The organism is Alphaproteobacteria bacterium, assembly GCA_030740435.1.
Classification (GTDB): Bacteria; Pseudomonadota; Alphaproteobacteria; order UBA2966; family UBA2966.
In genome coordinates, this window is record JASLXG010000074.1 from 38,565 (window position 1) to 52,849 (window position 14,285).

Annotated in this window: 17 protein-coding genes; 15 read left to right on the top strand and 2 right to left on the bottom strand. The window is 66.7% G+C overall.

Annotated elements, in window-relative coordinates; genetic code table 11:
• The first annotated feature begins 153 nt into the window (after window positions 1-153).
• Window positions 154-825 carry a metalloregulator ArsR/SmtB family transcription factor gene (locus QGG75_08965; GenBank protein ID MDP6067367.1) on the top strand — a complete coding sequence of 224 codons (672 nt, stop codon included), beginning with the start codon at window positions 154-156 and terminating at the stop codon, window positions 823-825.
• A gap of 7 nt (window positions 826-832) precedes the next feature.
• Here the strand turns inward: QGG75_08965 and QGG75_08970 are convergent, their stop codons facing one another.
• A complete protein-coding gene (locus QGG75_08970) occupies window positions 833-1,720 on the bottom strand; it encodes a helix-turn-helix transcriptional regulator (GenBank protein MDP6067368.1) in 888 nt (295 codons plus the stop codon).
• A 146-nt stretch (window positions 1,721-1,866) separates the two neighbouring features.
• On the opposite strand from QGG75_08970, the gene QGG75_08975 reads away from it, so the two are divergent.
• The 5 genes from QGG75_08975 (at window position 1,867) to QGG75_08995 (ending at window position 5,914) form a co-directional block, all read left to right on the top strand.
• Complete coding sequence (locus tag QGG75_08975) at window positions 1,867-3,468, top strand: benzoate-CoA ligase family protein (protein ID MDP6067369.1); 1,602 nt, start codon at window positions 1,867-1,869, stop codon at window positions 3,466-3,468.
• Window positions 3,469-3,479: 11 nt separating this feature from the next.
• On the top strand, window positions 3,480-4,262 hold the full coding sequence (locus QGG75_08980) for an alpha/beta hydrolase (protein ID MDP6067370.1): 783 nt from the start codon (window positions 3,480-3,482) through the stop codon (window positions 4,260-4,262).
• An 85-nt stretch (window positions 4,263-4,347) separates the two neighbouring features.
• Entirely contained in the window at window positions 4,348-4,692 is a 345-nt protein-coding gene (locus tag QGG75_08985) for a Crp/Fnr family transcriptional regulator (protein ID MDP6067371.1), read from the top strand.
• 2 nt (window positions 4,693-4,694) lie between these two features.
• Complete coding sequence (locus tag QGG75_08990) at window positions 4,695-4,961, top strand: hypothetical protein (GenBank protein MDP6067372.1); 267 nt, start codon at window positions 4,695-4,697, stop codon at window positions 4,959-4,961.
• 50 nt (window positions 4,962-5,011) lie between these two features.
• Window positions 5,012-5,914 carry an EamA family transporter gene (locus QGG75_08995; GenBank protein MDP6067373.1) on the top strand — a complete coding sequence of 301 codons (903 nt, stop codon included), beginning with the start codon at window positions 5,012-5,014 and terminating at the stop codon, window positions 5,912-5,914.
• On the opposite strand, the gene QGG75_09000 is transcribed toward QGG75_08995, so the two are convergent.
• Complete coding sequence (locus tag QGG75_09000) at window positions 5,911-6,681, bottom strand: methyltransferase domain-containing protein (protein ID MDP6067374.1); 771 nt, start codon at window positions 6,679-6,681, stop codon at window positions 5,911-5,913. The genes QGG75_08995 and QGG75_09000 overlap by 4 nt on opposite strands.
• A gap of 128 nt (window positions 6,682-6,809) precedes the next feature.
• Here QGG75_09000 and QGG75_09005 point away from each other — a divergent pair, with 128 nt between their 5' ends.
• From QGG75_09005 to aprA, 9 genes are all read left to right on the top strand, one after another.
• Window positions 6,810-7,430: a methyltransferase domain-containing protein gene (locus QGG75_09005; protein MDP6067375.1), complete on the top strand. Its 621-nt coding sequence runs from the start codon at window positions 6,810-6,812 to the stop codon at window positions 7,428-7,430.
• Between the two features lie 36 nt (window positions 7,431-7,466).
• Window positions 7,467-7,601 carry a hypothetical protein gene (locus tag QGG75_09010; GenBank protein MDP6067376.1) on the top strand — a complete coding sequence of 45 codons (135 nt, stop codon included), beginning with the start codon at window positions 7,467-7,469 and terminating at the stop codon, window positions 7,599-7,601.
• A gap of 239 nt (window positions 7,602-7,840) precedes the next feature.
• Window positions 7,841-8,893 carry an amidohydrolase family protein gene (locus tag QGG75_09015; GenBank protein MDP6067377.1) on the top strand — a complete coding sequence of 351 codons (1,053 nt, stop codon included), beginning with the start codon at window positions 7,841-7,843 and terminating at the stop codon, window positions 8,891-8,893.
• A 13-nt stretch (window positions 8,894-8,906) separates the two neighbouring features.
• Window positions 8,907-10,604: a thiamine pyrophosphate-requiring protein gene (locus QGG75_09020; protein MDP6067378.1), complete on the top strand. Its 1,698-nt coding sequence runs from the start codon at window positions 8,907-8,909 to the stop codon at window positions 10,602-10,604.
• A gap of 21 nt (window positions 10,605-10,625) precedes the next feature.
• The gene (locus QGG75_09025; protein MDP6067379.1) at window positions 10,626-10,799 is read left to right on the top strand and encodes a hypothetical protein; all 174 of its coding nucleotides are present in this window, start codon (window positions 10,626-10,628) and stop codon (window positions 10,797-10,799) included.
• A gap of 119 nt (window positions 10,800-10,918) precedes the next feature.
• Window positions 10,919-11,269 (top strand): hypothetical protein, encoded by a 351-nt coding sequence (locus tag QGG75_09030; protein MDP6067380.1) that lies wholly within the window; start codon window positions 10,919-10,921, stop codon window positions 11,267-11,269.
• Window positions 11,266-11,520 (top strand): hypothetical protein, encoded by a 255-nt coding sequence (locus QGG75_09035; protein ID MDP6067381.1) that lies wholly within the window; start codon window positions 11,266-11,268, stop codon window positions 11,518-11,520. The genes QGG75_09030 and QGG75_09035 overlap by 4 nt, the downstream gene beginning before the upstream one ends.
• A 289-nt stretch (window positions 11,521-11,809) precedes the next feature.
• A complete protein-coding gene (aprB, locus tag QGG75_09040; GenBank protein MDP6067382.1) occupies window positions 11,810-12,235 on the top strand; it encodes an adenylyl-sulfate reductase subunit beta in 426 nt (141 codons plus the stop codon).
• Between the two features lie 81 nt (window positions 12,236-12,316).
• Window positions 12,317-14,227: an adenylyl-sulfate reductase subunit alpha gene (aprA, locus tag QGG75_09045; GenBank protein MDP6067383.1), complete on the top strand. Its 1,911-nt coding sequence runs from the start codon at window positions 12,317-12,319 to the stop codon at window positions 14,225-14,227.
• Window positions 14,228-14,285 lie beyond the last annotated feature (58 nt).

Sequence of the window (14,285 nt, forward strand, 5' to 3'; positions counted from 1 at the left end):
CTTGGCTGCCACGCACTTTCTCTTTTGACTTGATTCAAGCATTCAATTGAATGCATAATAGGATTTCACGAGTTCGATTGTCAAGCTGGTGCGTTTGGGGCGGCGCCGATTTGGGCCGGCCGACCTGAGCCGCAAAGAATGGGAGCGGCGACGATGGCCGAGGAGATCAACGTCAAGAAGGCGCTGTTTGCCGAGTTCGCCGTGCTCGCCAAGGCCCTGGCGCATGGCAACCGGCTCGAGCTTTTGGAACTGGTGGCTCAGGGCGAGCGTTCGGTCGAGGCTCTGGCCAAGGTCGCCGGGCTGAGCATCGCCAATGCCTCGCAGCACCTGCTCAAGCTGCGCCGCGCCGGCTTGGTTTTGACCCGGAAACGCGGCGCTTACGTTTATTACCGCCTGCGTGACGAGGCCGTGATCTCGCTCTTGGGCAACCTGCGCGCCTTGGCCGAGCAGAACCTGGCCGAGGTCGATCGCCTGGTCGAGCGTTTCCTGCACGACAAGGACGAGCTCGAGCCGGTCTCATCGCGGGAGCTGCTGGCACGCAGCCGCCAGGGCCAGGTCACGGTGCTCGACGTGCGGCCGGCGGAAGAGTTCGCCGCCGGCCACCTGCCCGGCGCCGTCAACATTCCGCTACGTGAGCTGGAAAGCCGCCTGGCCGAGCTGCCGCGCCGGCGCCAGGTGGTGGCTTATTGCCGCGGCCCCTATTGCGTGCTGGCTTTCGAGGCGGTGGCAACCCTCAGACGCCAGGGCTTCGAGGCCCGCCGCCTCGAACAAGGCTTGCCCGAATGGCGCCGCGACGGCCTGCCCGTGGAAACCCGCCCGGCTTGAATCCGCGCTAAGCCGTTTCTGCCAAAGCCGCCCGGGCCAGGGCCTCGAGCTCGTCGAGGCATTCCGCGGCATTGCGGCCCGAGGTCTCGACCACGGCGCCGGCCTTCCGGTAAAGCGCTTCGCGTCCGGCCAGGATGCGGCGCAAATCCTCCATGGCCTCGGCGTTGCCGGCCATCGGCCGCTGGTCGCCCTGGGCCACGACGCGGCTCATGTGATCCTCGGGCCGGGCCTTGAGCCAGATGGTGGTGCAAGCGGCCAGCAGGCGCTCGAAGGTGGCGGCCTCGGAAACCAGGCCGCCGCCGCTGGCGATCACCGCCAGTTCGTGGCGCGCGATGACACCCTCCAGGGCCCGGCGTTCGTGGCGCCGGTAGGCGGTCTGGCCGGAAAGCGCGAAGATCTCCTCGGCGCTCATGCCGGCCTCAGCCTCGGTCTCGGCCACCAGTTCGATGAAGGGTACGGCCAGGCGCTCGGCCAGGCCCCGACCCAGGGTGCTCTTGCCGGCACCGCGCAGGCCGATCAAGGCAATGCGGCCCTGGCGCTCGTCGCCCAGGTCCTGGGCCAGGATCTCGGCCAGCAAGGTGTCGACCCGTGCCAGGGCGGCGCCGTCGAGGCGGGCCAGCCGCTCCTGCATCAGTGCCAGCTCCGGCGCCGCCTCCGGCCCCTCGCGCAAGAGATCCCCGAGCTTCAGGCCCAGCGCGCCCGCCACCTGGCGCAACCGCCCGATGGAAATGTTGCCCTGGCCGCCCTCGAGCTGTGCCAGATAGCGCTCCGAGACCCCCGAATCCCCGGCCAACTGGCGCCGCGTCATGCCCCGCCGGGCGCGCCCCGTGCGCACCCGCTCGCCCAACGTGCGCAGGAATTCGCCATCGTCGCGGGCGTCTCGTGAGCTTTCCATGCATTATAGTGCCACTGTTTTTCGCGAATTTCCAGAACGGCACTATGTCGCACCAAGGTGCCCCTCTTGTATTTCCGCCCCGGAACAATAGAGTCCACGGCGCTTCCAGGGGCGCCCAGCGCCGATCGAGAGCCGGGAGAGCCAGCATGCCCGAATTCGCCACGGAATTTGCCCTCGTCGACCTGACGCAGAGGCCGCCCGCGGTCAGCCTGCCGCGCCATTACAACGCGGCCCACGATTTCGTCGACCGCCACCTCACCGAGGGCCGCGGCGACAAGCTCGCCATCATCGACGATGGCGGCCAGTACAGCTATGCCGAGGTGGCGGAGCGGGTGAACCGGGCCGGCAACATGCTGCGCGCCCTGGGGGTGGGCATGGAGCAGCGGGTCTTTCTTTGCCTGCTCGATTCCATCGACTTCGTGGCCTGTTTCTTCGGCGCCATCAAGATCGGCGCCGTGCCGGTACCGGTGAATACGCTGCTCACCAGCGCCGACTACGCCTACATGCTGGGCGACAGCCGGGCCGGCGTGCTGGTGGTCAGCGACGTCTTGCTGGAGAAATTCACACCCCTGATCGCCGACCAGGCCCAGCTCGAACACGTGCTGGTCTCGGGTGATGGAGTCGAACATGGCCACAGCAGACTGGCCGCCTTGCTGGCCGCCGCCGAGAGCGCCCTCGAGCCCGCGGCCACGACGGCCGACGACGTCGGTTTCTGGCTCTATTCCTCGGGTTCCACCGGCGCCCCCAAGGGTGCCGTGCACCTGCAGAGCGATGCCGTCCAGACGGCCGCACTCTATGGCTCGGCCGTGCTCGGCATCGTCGAGGACGACGTGGTCTTTTCGGCCGCCAAGCTTTTTTTCGCCTATGGCCTGGGCAACGCCCTGACCTTCCCCTTCCACGTCGGCGCCACGGCGGTGCTGATGGCCGAGCGGCCGACCCCTGAATCGGTGATGGCGCGGCTCAAGCGCCACGACCCCACCATCTTCTACGGCGTGCCGACGCTCTATGGCGCCATCCTGGCCGACCAGGGGCTGGACAAGGGGGCAAGCTCCCAACGCCTGCGCCGCTGCGTCTCGGCCGGCGAAGCGTTGCCCGAGGACATCGCCAAGCGTTGGGTCGAGCGCTTCGGCATCGATATTCTCGATGGCATCGGCTCGACCGAGATGCTGCATATCTTTCTTTCCAACGCGCCCGATGATTTCAGCTACGGCACCACCGGCAAGGCGGTGCCGGGCTACGAGCTCAGGATCGTCGACGAAGACGACCAGCCGGTGGCGGCCGGCGAACTCGGCGAGCTCTTGGTGCGCGGCCCCTCCAGCGCCACGGCCTACTTCAACAACCGGGCCAAGAGCCTGGCCACCTTCCAGGGCCCCTGGACCCGCACCGGCGACAAATACCTGCAGGACGAGGCGGGCTATTACGTCTATGGCGGGCGTTCCGACGACATGCTCAAGGTGGGCGGCATCTGGGTCTCGCCCTTCGAGGTCGAATCCGCCCTGATGGCCCACGACCAGGTGCTGGAAGCGGCGGTGGTCGGCCAACCCGACGCAGACGACCTGATCAAGCCCAAGGCCTTCGTCGTGCCGACCGAGGGCAGCAACGGCTCGCCCGAGCTGGCCGACGAGATCAAGGCCTTCGTCAAGGACCGCCTGGCGCCCTACAAGTACCCGCGCTGGGTCGAGTTCGCCGACGAATTGCCCAAGACCGCGACCGGCAAGATCCAGCGCTTCAAGCTGCGTGGCAACTAGGTATTAGCGCCATGCCGCATTACGACGTCGACGGCGTGCGGCTGGAGTACGCCTGGCACGGCCCCCGGCCGGACCAGGCACCGACCATCGTCTTTTTGCACGAAGGCCTGGGCTGCGTCTCTATGTGGCGCGACTTCCCGGCCGAACTGGCAGCCGCCACCGGTCTCGGTGCCCTGGTCTACAGCCGCCGCGGCTACGGCACCTCCGATCCTTGCGAACTGCTGCGCCAGCCCGACTTCATGCACGTCGAGGGTCTCGAGGTGCTGCCGCGCCTGGTCGAGCTGGCGGGGCTGGGCGATTTCCTGCTGGTGGGTCATTCCGACGGCGCCTCCATCGCCCTCATTTATGCCGGCAATCCCGCCGGCTACGGCCGTGATGGCCTCAAAGGGGTGATGGTCGAGGCACCGCATGTCATGGTCGAGGAGATCTCGGTGCAGGGCATCAAGCAGGCCCACCGGGCCTTCGAGAACGGCGACCTGCGCCAGCGCCTGGCGCGCCACCATGGCGACAACGTCGATTGCGCCTTCTACGGCTGGAGCCTGGTTTGGCTGCAGAACGATTTCGCCCAATTCAACATCATGGACTATGTCGGCCGCATCGAGGTGCCGCTGCAGGTCATCCAGGGCGAAGGCGACGACTACGGCACGCCCGGGCAGTTGGCGGCCATCGGCCGCGCCTTGGGCGACGGCGTCGAGCTCAACCTGTGGACCGATTGCGGCCACGCACCGCACCAGGAGAAGCCCCGGGAAGTGCTGGCTGCCATGACCCGCTTCATAGGGGAAACCCTGGGCTGAAGGCCGCTTGGCCCCTTGCAACTGCGTTGAACCGTCGCGGCAAGGCCCTATAATAGCTCGCCTTTCGTCAAGGGAGCGCGGTCAGGTGTCACGGCAAGTATTCGAGCGTCAGACCTTTCAGCCCGGCGAATCCGTCTTCAAGCAGGGCGAGGCGCCGCGTTGCGCCTACCTGATTCAGGCCGGCAACATCGACATCGTGGCCAACGAGACGGTGGTCGACACCTTGGGCCCCGGCGATATCTTCGGCGAGATGGCGCTGGTCGACGATGAGCCGCGCTCGGCCGCCGCCGTAGCCAAGGGGGCGGCGACGGTAGTACTGATCTCGAAGCAGGATTTCGAACAACGCATCGCCAAGGCCGATCCCTTCACGCGGGCATTGCTCAAGCTGTTTTCCAAGCGCCTGCGCAAGATGACCTCGGGAGCCGCCTAGTCATGCCGACCACGGCACAGCGCCAATACCTCAGTCGCGGTCTCTCGCAGGCCGGCGGCAAGCTGCCTCTGTTTGACGAATGGGGCCAGGCTATCAACCCCAAGACCATACGCGCCTGCGTTCGCGCCGGCTGGGCCGAACCTTGGTTCAACAACCCGCTCAAGCCCGACTGGCTGGTCTGCAAGTTGACCGCCAAGGGGCGCCAGATGCTCGACCCGGCGAGCCCGGCGGCCGGGGCTGAATCGGGCGCTGCCGACGCCCTGGCCTGAAGCGCGGCCGTTCCTCCGGCCCTGCCCTTGACGCAGAACGGCAAGCGCTGATGGACGCCTGGATCGCCATCACCATTGCCGCCGCCTTTTTCCAGAATCTGCGCATGGCGGTGCAGAAACACCTGACGGCGCGTCTCAGTACCGCCGGCGCCACCTCCGTGCGCTTCTACTATGCCTTTCCCCTGGCCGCTCTCTACGCCCTGGCGGTGGCCAACTTGACGGGCCAGGCGCTGCCCCCGGCCAATACCTCGTTCGTGCTCTACGCCATGGTTGGCGGCGGCGCCCAGATCGTCGCCACGGCGCTCCTGGTGTCGCTCTTTTCGCTGCGCAACTTCGCCGTCGGCACGACCTTTTCCAAGACCGAGACGGTGCAGGCGGCGGTCTTCGGCATCGTCATTTTGTCCGACCCGTTGAGCGCCTGGGCGCTGGCTGGAATCCTGGTCAGCCTGGCCGGCGTGATGGCCATCTCGATGGCCCGTGGCAAGGCCGGCCTGGGCGGCCTTGCCCGGGGCTTGAGCGGGCGGCCGGCGCTCTTGGGCATGGCCTCTGGGGCGGCTTTCGCGGTTTCCGTGGTCTCCTACCGGGCGGCGGCTTTGTCGTTGGAAAGCGGCGGCGTGGCGCTGCGGGCCGGACTGACCCTGGCCGTGGTGACGGTGATGCAAACCATCGCCATGACGGTCTACTTGCGCTGGCGCGAGCCCGGCCAGATCAGCCTCGTCTTCCGCTCCTGGCGGGTCTCGGTCTGGGCCGGCATCTTCGGCACCGCCGCCTCGGCGTGTTGGTTCACCGCCTTCACGCTGCAGAACGCGGCCTACGTTCGGGCCGTGGGCCAGGTCGAGCTGGTCTTCACTTTCGCCATTTCGTATTTCTTCTTCCGCGAACGCGCCACACCGGTCGAGATCGCCGGAATCCTGCTCGTCGTGGCCGGCATCCTGGTGCTGCTGCAGGGCTAGGCAGTAGCCGTGAAGCGACCGCCGCCGAGGCGGCCTTCGGTGATGCGACCGACGAAGAACTCGTAAGCCGTGATGTAGGTCTCGTGGCGCTGTTGGCCGAAGCTGGCCACGGTGCCAGCTTCCATGCCGCGGAACATTTCCAGACGCTGGATGAGCAGATCGTGCCACCAGGCCGAGAGGTCCTCGTGGATGATGGCCTGGAAGCCGGCGGCAGCTATCAGATCGCGGTACTCCTCGGGCTCGTGGATGGCCTGGGCCATGATGCCGCTTTGCAGCCGCTGGCGGTCGGCCGGCGAGAGGCCGGGGCCGGCCAGCCAGTCCGTGAAGCAGAGCCGGCCGCCCGGCCTGAGCACGCGGCGCAACTCAGTGAACAGCGCCGGCTTGTCGGCGATGTGGAGAAAGGCTTCTTGCGAGAGCGCCGCATCGAAGCTCTGCCCGGCAAACGGCATGTTCGTGGCATCGCCCTCGGCGAACCTGCACCGAGCGTCCAGCCCAACCAGGTGCGTCAGTTTTTCCGCCCCGGCGACGCGGCCGGCGTTGAGGTCGAGGCCCTGCACCTTGACGCCAAAGCTGGCGGCCAGAAAGCGGGCCGGCCCGCCGAGGCCGGCGCAGACGTCGAGCACTTGGTGCCCGGGCGCGAGCTCGAGCCGGGCTGCGATGGTGCGCACGGCATCGAGGTGGCCGTAGTGGTCCTGATCAAAGGGGTAGAGGTCGGCGGGCTGCAGCGCCGCCAGGTCCTTGCCCTCGCGTTCCAGTCCGGCCAGCACCGAGCCCTCGTTGATGGGGTGCTCGTCATAGAAAGAAATAACGTCGATGATCGCGCCCCTGTCTCTATCCGCCCTGGGCGAAATGAAGCTACAATAATAGACACTTCGGCGGATCGGGGGGATTTGAGATGACCGACGAGTTGATCGCGGACGACGTCATCGTCGACGCGGAGGCGCTGCGCGAACAGGTCCGGGAAAAATACCGCGAGGTGGCGCTGGAGCCCGAGCGCGAATTTCATTTCCATACCGGACGGCCGCTGGCCAAGCGGCTGGGCTACGACCAGGCGCTGGTCGATGCCTTGCCCGATGCGGCCGTCGAATCCTTTGCCGGCGTCGCCAGCCCGTTTGCCTTGCAAGCGCTGCAAGCGGGCGAACGCGTGGTCGACGTGGGCTCGGGCGCCGGCTTCGACAGTTTCATCGCGGCCGCCCAGGTCGGTGCCGAAGGCCAGGTCGTGGGCGTCGACATGACCGAGGAAATGCTGCTCAAATCCCGCGCCACGGCGCAGCAAATGAATTGCCGCCAGGTCGAATTCCGCGACGGCCTGGCCGAAGAACTGCCTATCGAGGATGGCTGGGCCGACGCCGTCGTCTCGAACGGCGTGATCAACCTCTGCGCCGACAAGCAGCGGGTGTTCAGCGAAATCGCGCGCGTGCTCAAGCCGGGCGGCCGGCTGCAGTTCGCCGACATCGCCAACGGCCAGCCGGTACCGGCCTCGGCGGTGCGCGACATCGACTTATGGACGGCCTGAATTGCCGGTGGCCTGCCGTGTGCAGGCTGGCAGAAGATGCTCGAAGATTCAGGCTTCACGGACGTCGCCATCGGCCCACCCAACGACACCTTCGGTGGCGCCGGCGGTGAAGCCAAGGCGCGGCAGTTCGAGGTTTTTGGCTACTCGTTCCTGGGCCGCAAACCGCGGTAGCGCCGAACTGTTTGCCGCTGCTGCCGAGCGGCGGGGCCGACGAGATCAGGCCGGCTGTGATCAACGCGGTGGACGGGGTGTGACTGCTCTCGATCGCCATTGCCGGTTACTTCCCGCGCGCCCTGAGGCCGCCGTTGCGTCGGACCTTTGCCGGAGCCGGCCTGACCGATATCATCGGGGTGGCCGGTGGTCTGGCGCTGATCGGCTACGAGGTGTTGATGGCGCGGCGCCAGGCAGCGATGTCATGGAGTTCGCCTGAAAGCAGCGGAGACAAAGACGTGAAAATCGACATCTACAACCACATCTTTCCGCAAATCTATTTCGACGCCATGATGAAGGTGGCACCCGCTCACACCGACATGGGCAAGCGGGTGCGCAACATTCCCATCCTCACCGACCTCGACATCCGCTTCCGCTGTATGGACCTGTTCGGCGAATATCAACAGATACTCTCGCTGGCCTCGCCGCCTATCGAGGTCTTGGCCGACGCCGAGACCTCGCCCGAGCTCGCCCGGCTGGCCAACGACGGCATGGCCGAACTCTGCCGGAAATACCCTGATCGCTTCCCCGGCTTCGTCGCTTCGCTGCCGCTCAACAACCCCGAGGCCAGCCTGGCCGAGGCCGAACGGGCGCTCAGCGAACTGGGTGCCCGGGGCACGCAGATCTTCTCCAACGCCGCCGGCCGGCCCATGGACGAGCCCGACTTCATGCCGCTCTACGACCTCATGGCCGCGCACGACCTGCCGATTTGGCTGCATCCGGCCCGGGGCGCCAAGCATCCCGATTACCTGGGCGAGGAGAAATCCCTCTACGAGATCTGGTGGACCTTCGGCTGGCCCTACGAGACCTCGGTGGCGATGGCGCGGCTGGTCTTCGCCGGACTCTTCGACAAGCACCCCGGCCTCAAGATCATCACCCACCACCTGGGTGCCATGGTGCCCTATTTCGAGGGCCGTGTGGGACCGGGCTGGGACCAGCTCGGCAGCCGCACCTCGGACCAGGACTATGGCGCGCTGCTCGACCAACTGGAAAAGCGGCCGCTGGACTATTTCAAGATGTTCTATGCCGATTCGGCGGTCTTTGGCTCGGCCTCGGCAACGCGCTGCGGTCTCGATTTCTTCGGTGCGGACAAGGTGCTGTTCGCTTCCGATTCGCCCTTCGATCCGGAAAAGGGGCCGGGCTATATCCGCGAGACCATCGCCGTCCTCGACGGCCTCGGCTTGAGCCCGGCCGAGCTCGAGCAGATCTATCGCGGCAACGCCGTCAAGCTGCTCAAGCTCGAGGGCGACTGAGGCGGCGCGCAACATGGCCTACGAGACCGTCGGCGACCGCCTGTTGGCCCGCTTGGCCGACCATGTCGATTACCTCTTTGCCAACGCCGGTACCGATTTCCCCTCGCTGATCGAGGCCATCGCCCGGGCCGAAACGACGAACGCAGCGGCTCCCAAGGCCATCGCCGTACCGCACGAAAACCTCGCCGTGGCCATGGCGCTGGGCCACACCATGGTCTCGGGCAGGGCCCAGGCGGTCATGGTGCATGTCGGCGTGGGCACCGCCAACGCCATCTGCGGTCTCCTCAACGCCAGCCGCGAGCGCCTGCCGCTGCTGCTGGCGGCCGGGCGCACGCCGCTTTTGGAGGCAGGCGCTGAGGGCGCGCGCAGCCGCTATATCCACTGGGCCCAGGAGATGTACGACCAGGCCGGCATGTTGCGCGAGGCGGTCAAGTGGGACTATGAGCTGGGCCGGCCGGAACAGCTCGAGACCGTGCTCGACCGCGCCTTCGCCATCGCCACCAGCGAGCCCCGGGGCCCGGTCTATTTGTCGTTGCCACGCGAAGTGCTGGCAGCGCCTGCCGCCGCCACCGCCACCACCGCCACCACATTGCCCGCCGCCCAAGCGCCGGCTGCCACGGCGAGCGCCATCGACGCCGCCGCGGCCATCCTGGCGGAGGCCCAGCGGCCCCTGATCGTCACCGCCAGCGCCGGCCGCGACCCGGCCGCGGTGGAGCACCTGGCCCGCCTGGCCGAGCGCTTCGCGCTGCCGGTGGTGTCGTTTTTTCCGCGCCAGCTCTGCCTGCCCAGCGACCACCCCATGCACCTGGGCTATGAGCCCGGCCCCTTGCTGGCCGAGGCCGACGCCGTGCTGGTGCTGGAGTGCGACGTGCCCTGGATCCCCAGCCTGCAGGGACCACCGCAAGGCGCCCGCGTCATCCAGCTCGGCGTCGATCCGCTGTTCGCCGACTACCCGCTGCGCGGCTTCCCGGCCGAGCTCGCCATCACGGCCCAGCCGGCGGCGGCGCTCGAGGCCCTGGGCGAGGCTTTGGCGGCCCGCCTGGTGGGGGCCGGCGAGGCAGTCGCGGAACGCCGCCAGCGCCTGGCTCAGGCGCGCCAGGAGCTCGAAGCCGGCTGGCTCGAGACCCGCGAGCGCCTGGCCGGCGCCACACCCATCCACCCGGTCTGGCTCAGCCACTGTCTCGACCAGGTCATCGACGACGAGGCCATCGTGGTCAACGAGATGGCGCTGGCGCTGGCGCACATCACCCGGCGCCGGCCCGGCAGCTACTTCGGCCCCAGTCCGGCCGGCGGCCTGGGTTGGGGCCTGGGGGCGGCGCTGGGGGCCAAACTGGCGGCGCCCGAACGCTTCGTGGTGGCCGCGGTGGGCGACGGCTCCTACATGTTCGGCAACCCCACGCCGGCCCACTTCGTCAGCCGGGCCCACGACCTGCCAGTACTGTTCATAGTTGCCAACAACTCGGGCTGGGGGGCGGTGAGCGCCGCCACCCGCGCCATGTACCCGGACGGCGAGGCGCTGAAGCGGAACCGCATGCCCCTGGCGACGCTGGAGCCGACGGTGGCCTTCGAGCACGTGGTCGAGGCCAGTGGCGGCTGGGGCGAAAGGGTCGAGGACCCGGCGGCACTGCCCGAGGCCTTGCAGCGCGCCGTCCGGGTGGTGCGCGAAGAGGGCCGCCAGGCGCTGCTCAACGTCATCACCCAGGACCGCTGAGGCGCCTTTCAGGAGCGCACCATGGCCGCCGACCCCAGCCTGCAGATGTGGCTCACCTTCGGCATCATTGCGCTGGCGCTGGTGCTCTACATGCAGGAGCGCCTGGCGCTGGAGCTGACCTCGCTGGGCGTCATCTGCGCCCTGATCGTGCTCTTTCAGATATTGCCGCTACCCGGCCCCGCCAGTTCGTGCTGACGCCACACTATTTCGGGCCCGACCGGCGCCGGCGCGAGGTCGAGATGGAAAGCTCCGAACGTCGCCTGCGCGGCGAGGAAGACGCTGAAATCCACTACGAAAACGCCTAGGATCCGCCCATGGCGACCGACAAGAGCCCCGCAGCCGCCTCGCACGACGCCAAGGAACGGCCCCGCATCCGCTATTTCCGGCTGCGCAACAAGCTCAAGGAAAAGGCCAGCGGCGGCATGATGGGGGCCGGCGGCGGCGGCGGCGAGATCACGGCCGAGCTCTTGGAGAAAGCCATGGCCGAAGTCCAGAAGGTGGCCGAGGACTACCCTGACTGGGTCAAGGGCTTTATCGCCGAGCTGGCCAGCGAACACGGCGCCGCCCTGGGCCAGCAACCGGCCGAGCGCGTGCCCACTTCAAGCGCATCAGCGAAATGGCGCACGAGCTCAGGGGTCAGGGCGGCACCTTCGGCTACCCCTTGATCTCGGTTTTCGGCAAGTCGCTTTACGGCTTCACCAGCCCCGGCGCGGTCTATTCCGACAGCCACCTGGAAATCGTCAAGGCGCACATCGATTCCATGCGCGTGGTGATCAACGATCGCATCGAGGGCGACGGCGGACGCCTCGGCCTCGAGCTCAGCAAGGGCCTGCAGGTGGCCATCGCCAAGCACACCAAGGTCGAGAGCGGGAAGGCCCCGGCCAAAGGCAGCGCCAAACCGACGCCAAAGCGCTGAGCGGCGCGGTCTGAGGATTTGACAGGGCCGGCCGACGGTCTGTATATTAGAAAATCATAATATTAAGAAAAGAGCCGGCCGCCAGGCTGGGTAGGGAGAGGGTTGATCGTGTTGTAACCATTTTTTTCAGGGACCGGCGAGGGCCGCCTTGGGCGGCGTTGACTCAGCCGGTCCGGTCCGCTAGAGGGAGACTTCACAGGGCTCCAAAGCATATCCTGTGTGGAATTCCGTCGTCCGGGGCGCGCCGCTTGGAGCGCTTTCGCGTTGCCGACTTCAGGGAGAACATTTGATGCCGACGTTTGTGCACACCGACAAGTGTGACGGCTGCAAGGGCGGTGAGGTCACCGCCTGCATGCACATCTGCCCCAACGACCTGATGGTGCTCGATACCGGGCGCATGAAGGCCTACAACCAAGAACCCGAGCAGTGCTGGGAATGCCAGTGCTGCGTCAAGGCCTGCCCCCAGCAGGCCATCGAGGTGCGGGCCTACGCCGACGTCGTGCCCATGGGCGGTGCCGTCATCCCGCTGCGCACCGACGACGCCATCATGTGGACCATCAAGTTCCGCGACGGTGAGCTCAAGCGCTTCAAGTTCCCCATCCGCACCACTCCGGTGGGCTCCATCGAGCCCTACGCCGGCAAGCCCGAGGCGGACGACCTGGAGAACCAGAACCTGTTCACCGAAGCCGGCCGCAATCTACCCACGATCGCCTGATCGGCGGCCCGCACTCAAGTCATCGAGACACCCGACGGCGGCGCCCGGCGCCCAGACCGTCACGCAGTTGGAGGAGACACCATGATCGAGGGCACCTTCGGTAACCCGGAAATCATCGAGATCGAGACCGATATCCTCATCATCGGCGGCGGCATGGCGGCCTGCGGCGCGGCCTACGAGGCCAAGCGCTGGGCTGGTGACGACGTCCGCATCACGCTGGTCGACAAGGCCGCCATGGACCGCTCGGGCGCCGTGGCCCAGGGCCTTTCCGCCATCAACACCTATCTCGGCGAGAACTCGCCAGACGATTATTGCCGCATGGTCTCGGCCGATCTCATGGGGCTGACGCGCGACGACTTGGTTTACGATGTTGGCCGCCACGTCGACGACTCGGTTCATCTCTTCGAGGAATGGGGCCTGCCCATCTGGAAGGACAAGGAGACCGAGGGCGTGGCGCTCGGCGATGGCGGCAAACCGGTACGCTCGGGGCGCTGGCAGATCATGATCAACGGCGAGAGTTACAAACCCATCGTCGCCGAGGCGGCCAAGAAGGCCGTCGGCATCGAAAACGTCTACGAGCGCGTCTTCATCGTCAAGCTGCTGCTCGACGAAAACGAAGATAACCGCATCGCCGGCGCCGTCGGCTTTTCGGTGCGCGAGCACAAGCTCTATGTCTTCCGCGCCCAGGCCGTGCTCAATGTCTGCGGCGGCGCCGTCAACGTCTTCAAGCCGCGCTCCATCGGCGAGGGCATGGGCCGTACCTGGTATCCGGTGTGGAACGCCGGCTCGACCTACGCCATGGCGGCCGAGGTCGGCGCCGAGATGACGATGATGGAAAACCGTTTCGTGCCGGCCCGCTTCAAGGACGGCTACGGCCCGGTGGGCGCCTGGTTCCTGCTCTTCAAGTCGCAGGCCACAAACGGCTACGGCGAGAACTACATGCAGAAGAACGCCCACATGCTGGAGGATTTCGCGCCTTACGACAAAGCCGCCGTGGTGCCGACATGCTTGCGCAACCACGCCATGCTGCACGAGATGAAGGAGGGCCGCGGACCCATTTTGATGGATACGCCGACGGCCATGGCCAACCTCTCCGAGACCATGACACCGAAGGAGGTCAAGCACCTGGAGGCAGAGGCCTGGGAGGATTTCCTCGACATGTGCATCGGCCAGGCCGGGGTCTGGGCCGGCATGAACATCCGGCCCGAGGAATCACCCTCCGAGCTGATGCCGACCGAACCCTACCTGCTGGGTTCGCACTCGGGTTGCTGCGGCATCTGGGTCTCGGGACCCGAAGACATCGAGGCACCGGCCGAATGGAGCTGGGGCCACAACCGCATGACCACGGTCACCGGCCTCTTCACCGCCGGTGACGGCGTCGGCGCCTCGGGTCACAAATTCTCCTCGGGCTCGTTCACCGAAGGCCGCATCGCCGGCAAGGCCATGGTCCGCTTCGCCGGCCAGCAAAGCGCCTTCAGCCCGGCGCTGAAGGATGACATCGCGACCATCACCGAGGAAATCTACAAACCGGTCCGCACCTACCTCGAGCACAAGGACAAGACCACGTCGGAAGACATCAACCCGCACTACATCTCGCCCAAGATGTTCCAGATGCGGCTGCAAAAAAATATGGACGAATACGTCGCCGGCGTCGGGCCCTACTACCAGACCAACGGCAAGCTGCTGGAGATCGGCCTGCATCACCTGGAGCTGCTCAAGGAAGACAGCCAGCACCTCAGGGCCAATGACTTGCACGAGCTGCTCAGGGCCTGGGAAAACTACCACCGCCTGCGCACCGCCGAGGCCCATTTGCGCCACATCCTCTTCCGCGAGGAATCGCGCTACCCGGGTTTCTACTACCGCGCCGACTTCCCCGGACTGGACGAGGACAACTGGAAGTGCTTCGTCAACTCGCGCATGGATCCGGAAAGCGGCGAATGGGCCATGAAAAAGGTGCCGCACAAGGACCTAGTGGAAAAACACTACGGCTGAACGGGCCGTCGAGACCAACGCAAAGGGGCGCCTGGCGGCGCCCCTTTTTGTCTGCACG

Bases quoted from the DNA above. Each gene is read 5' to 3' on its own strand.
- QGG75_08965 (MDP6067367.1), top strand. From the start codon at position 154: ATGGCCGAGGAGATCAACGTCAAGAAGGCGCTGTTTGCCGAGTTCGCC.
- QGG75_08970 (MDP6067368.1), bottom strand. From the start codon at position 1,720: ATGGAAAGCTCACGAGACGCCCGCGACGATGGCGAATTCCTGCGCACG.
- QGG75_08975 (MDP6067369.1), top strand. From the start codon at position 1,867: ATGCCCGAATTCGCCACGGAATTTGCCCTCGTCGACCTGACGCAGAGG.
- QGG75_08980 (MDP6067370.1), top strand. From the start codon at position 3,480: ATGCCGCATTACGACGTCGACGGCGTGCGGCTGGAGTACGCCTGGCAC.
- QGG75_08990 (MDP6067372.1), top strand. From the start codon at position 4,695: ATGCCGACCACGGCACAGCGCCAATACCTCAGTCGCGGTCTCTCGCAG.
- QGG75_08995 (MDP6067373.1), top strand. From the start codon at position 5,012: ATGGACGCCTGGATCGCCATCACCATTGCCGCCGCCTTTTTCCAGAAT.
- QGG75_09005 (MDP6067375.1), top strand. From the start codon at position 6,810: ATGACCGACGAGTTGATCGCGGACGACGTCATCGTCGACGCGGAGGCG.
- QGG75_09010 (MDP6067376.1), top strand. From the start codon at position 7,467: ATGCTCGAAGATTCAGGCTTCACGGACGTCGCCATCGGCCCACCCAAC.
- QGG75_09015 (MDP6067377.1), top strand. From the start codon at position 7,841: ATGTCATGGAGTTCGCCTGAAAGCAGCGGAGACAAAGACGTGAAAATC.
- QGG75_09020 (MDP6067378.1), top strand. From the start codon at position 8,907: ATGGCCTACGAGACCGTCGGCGACCGCCTGTTGGCCCGCTTGGCCGAC.
- QGG75_09025 (MDP6067379.1), top strand. From the start codon at position 10,626: ATGGCCGCCGACCCCAGCCTGCAGATGTGGCTCACCTTCGGCATCATT.
- QGG75_09030 (MDP6067380.1), top strand. From the start codon at position 10,919: ATGGCGACCGACAAGAGCCCCGCAGCCGCCTCGCACGACGCCAAGGAA.
- aprB (MDP6067382.1), top strand. From the start codon at position 11,810: ATGCCGACGTTTGTGCACACCGACAAGTGTGACGGCTGCAAGGGCGGT.
- aprA (MDP6067383.1), top strand. From the start codon at position 12,317: ATGATCGAGGGCACCTTCGGTAACCCGGAAATCATCGAGATCGAGACC.